The sequence below is a fragment of the Inquilinus sp. genome, assembly GCF_057815775.1.
Genome location: NZ_JBYRFX010000766.1, coordinates 1 through 3,493 on the forward strand (window position 1 = coordinate 1; position 3,493 = coordinate 3,493).

The window sequence follows — 3,493 nt, forward strand, 5'->3', positions numbered from 1 at the left end:
GGGGCGGCAGCTGCACCATCTGGATCGGCGGCGGCTGGCGCACCTGCTGCACCGGCTTGCCGCGCAGCAGCGCCATGCCGAGCGCGACCACGGCGACGACGATGGCCAGCCCCATGCCGGTCCAGGCGACGCGCCGGATCCAGGTCGTGCGGTCTGCCATGTCCCTGCCTCCCCGCCGCCGCTCAGCTCGCCGCCGGGCGCTGCGAGACCAGCCCGACCTGCTGCACGCCGACGCGGCGCAGCAGGTCGAGCACGTCCATCACCCGGGCGTACTGCACGGCCTGGTCGGCCTTGATCACGACCGGGAAGTCCGGGACGGTCGCCTTGATCTGGGCGATCCGGCTTTCCAGCTCCGGCATCGTCACCGGGATGGTGTCGAGATAGACCTGCCCCTTGTTGTCGATCGAGATCGCCCGCATCTGCGGCTGCGACATGCTCGCGGCCGCACTCGCCTTCGGCAGGTCGACTTCGATGCCCTGCACCGCTGCCGTCGTCATGATGATGAAGATCAGCAGCAGCACATAGGCAAGGTCGAGCATCGGCGTGACGTTGATGTCGTCATACGGCTTGTTTTCCTGCTGGACTTGCATGGCTTTGCCCTACCGCGCGTAGAATTCGGCCATCTTCGTCGTGAACTCATCGACGAAGACCTGCATGTCGGCAGTAATGTCGCGGATCCGGCTGGCCAGGTAGTTGTAGCCAAAGAGGGCCGGGATCGCGACGGCGAGGCCGGCGACGGTGGCGACCAGGGCGCCTGCGATGCCGGGGGCGATCGAGTTGATGTTGACCTGGCCGGACTGGGCGATGGCGGCGAAGGTGATCATCACGCCGGCGACGGTGCCGAGCAGCCCGAGGAACGGCCCGCCTGAAATGGCAATGGTCAGCACCACCATCAGCCGGTTGGCGCTCTGGATCTCCCGGGTCAGGGTGGCGTCGAGCGTGGAGCGGATCGCCGCGATCGATTCCGGCGACAGGATCAGCCGCCCCGACCGGCCCTTCGCCGCCTTGGCCCGATGGGTGATCTCCTCGGCCCCGACATGGTAGAGCCGGTACAGCGAGGCATTGCGGTAGGTCCTGGCCTCCTCACCGCCTGCCAGGCGGGCCGGGGCGGTCGCGTCGTCCGGATCGCCCTGGTCCAGCGCCGCGAGATCGGCGACCAGCCGTCGGAACGGCACCAGGAAACGCTTGTTGGCGCCGGCGACCCGGTTGACGTAGCCGATCTTGCTGATCATCACGACCCAGCTGAGCAGCAGCATCACGCCGAGCACCCCGATGATCACCCAACCATCGATCGTGACCGAGGCCAGGATGGCGCCGAGCGGCCCGAGGTCGAAACCCGACGCTTCCTCCTCGACACCGAAGGCGAGCAGCTTGCTGTCGGCCGCGGCGCTATGGGCGGCCAGCAGGATCGCCGGGGCCGGCCGTGCCACATTGGCGATCTCCAGCTCGTCGAGTTCGCCGATGTAATGGGCGAAGATCGGGGCAGGCGGGGCCGCAAGCACCGCCGGTTCAGCGGCCGGGGCCGCACCGTCGGCGGCCGGCGCTGCCGGGGCCCCTGGTACAGGCGCCGCCGGTTCCAACGCCGGCGGGACCGGCTCGGGCACCGGCCGGGGGAAGGGGCTGCCCAGCACGGCCGCGCCGGCCAGCGCCGGCAGCGTGACCGCGCCGGTGCCGACCGCGCGGCCGTCGAGATAGAGCGTGACCTGGCCGGCGGCGACGGTGACCGCCAGATGGGTCCAGTTGCCGGCCGTCACCGGCGCTGCTGCAAGGATCCGCTGCGGCCCGGTGCCGCCGTCGACGCTGACGAAAGGCGTCGCCCCGTCGAGGCCGATGGCGAGGCCGCCGGACTGGATCGCGCCCGGTGCCGCCTCCTTCTCATAGATCACGGCATTGGCCTGTGGCGTGCCCGGCTTGATCCAGGCCGACCAGGTGAAGGCGCCGCCCGGCGGCACCGCCAGGCTCGGCGTGGCCGGCAGCATCACCGTGCCGTTGCCGTCGAAGGCCATGCCGCCGCCGATGAAGGAGGCATCGGCCTTGGCTGCCGTCGACTGCGCGGCGTTGTTGGCATAGCCGGTGACGTCGAGCGGCAGCGGCCCGGGTTCGGAGAAATGCCAGACCAGCGTCTGCGCCGCGTCGTAATCCGCCTTGGGCGTGCCGGTCGCGACCGCCTTCTGGTTGCCGTAGTACAGCCAGACGGTCTGCGGCTTGTCCGCAGTCGCATTCGGCAAGTCGACCCAGACCAGGCCGATCTCGAACAGATTGTCGAACTTCTCGATGTGGAAGTTCAGCGGAGTCTTGTCGTCCTCGGCGATGACGCGGAGGTCCGAGCCATCATCCTTGGCGGCGACGAAGTTGAAGTTGCCGGCGGAGAGGCGGATCAGCACCGGCGCCCGCCCGGCCATGCCGGGGACGGCGCCGGCATTGGCGCCCAGATCGATCGTGATCGGCTTGCGCAGCGACCAGTCGTTGTTCCACCAGGCCGAGGCGGTCTGCGGTGCGATCACCAGCGCGGCGAGGGCGCAGAGCAGCAGCTGCAGCGGGCGGATCGAGAGAAGCGGTCTCATGCGCGGATCGGTCCCGGGGTCAGAGGCTGGCGCCAACGGTGAACAGGATGCGGACGTCGTCGGCCTTGGTGTCGCCGCCGTCGATCAGCGGCACGGCGAGGTCGAGCGAGCCGGTGAGGTGGTTGATCAGCTTGAAGCGCGAGCCGAGGCCGACGCTGGCGAGCTGGAATTCATCGTCCTGGCCGGGATTGGCGTCCTGCAGCCACAATTCGGCGAAGTCGCCATAGGCATAGACGCGCCAGTCCTGGATCAGCGACGGGTCGATCATGTCGCCGAGATTCGGCGTCGACAGCCGCAACGCGCCGACCCAGCCATTGTCGCCGAGCTCCTCGGATTCGACGTAGCCGGGCACGGTGGTGACGCCGCCGGCGCTGAACTGCTCGTTGCTGATCAGCGGCTGGTTCGCCAGTTGGCCGTCCAGCCGCGCCGTCAGCTCGAATTCGCCCGGCAGCTTCTGCTGCCGCTCCAGCCCGGCCCTGAAATAGGCGAAGTCGCCGGTGGCGCCGGCCCGCTTCTGCTCGAACTTGTCGTCGGGATCGCCCAGGCCGCGCAGACTGAAGGTCGCCCCCAGGTTGAGCGAAGTCGAACCCAGAGTATCCGGCCGGGTGGCATTGTATTCGACCGTCGCGGTCGTGTAGGTGATCGGCGTCTGCGACTGTTCGCTGCCGAACACCTGGCTCTCGCCGAAATCCTTCCAGTCCACGCCGAACAGCAGCGTGTGGTAGAAATCCGGCAGGCCGGGCAGGGGGATCACGCCGCGGGCGCCGATGATGGTGCCGTCGCCGATGACGTTGACCCCGCCCAGCGTCGCCACGTTGCTGGAGGAGGAGATGCCGTAGAGCACCAGGCTCTCCTTCCACTCGGGAACGCGGAAGGTGTAGGTGGCGGCAATGGCCGAGGTCTGGTCCGGATCCTCCGGTGCGGTGGTG

At 68.9% G+C, this 3,493-nt stretch carries 3 protein-coding genes; all 3 read right to left on the reverse strand.

Features of this window, described 5'->3' with window-relative positions:
• Positions 1 to 182 precede the first annotated feature (182 nt).
• The gene (locus tag AC3XYG_RS26885) at positions 183 to 590 is read right to left on the reverse strand and encodes an ExbD/TolR family protein (protein WP_489142945.1); all 408 of its coding nucleotides are present in this window, start codon (positions 588 to 590) and stop codon (positions 183 to 185) included.
• Between the two features lie 9 nt (positions 591 to 599).
• On the reverse strand, positions 600 to 2,564 hold the full coding sequence (locus AC3XYG_RS26890; protein WP_489142946.1) for a DUF2341 domain-containing protein: 1,965 nt from the start codon (positions 2,562 to 2,564) through the stop codon (positions 600 to 602).
• Positions 2,565 to 2,583: 19 nt separating this feature from the next.
• A partial coding sequence (locus AC3XYG_RS26895; protein WP_489142947.1) for a ShlB/FhaC/HecB family hemolysin secretion/activation protein occupies positions 2,584 to 3,493 on the reverse strand: 910 nt, incomplete at its 5' end.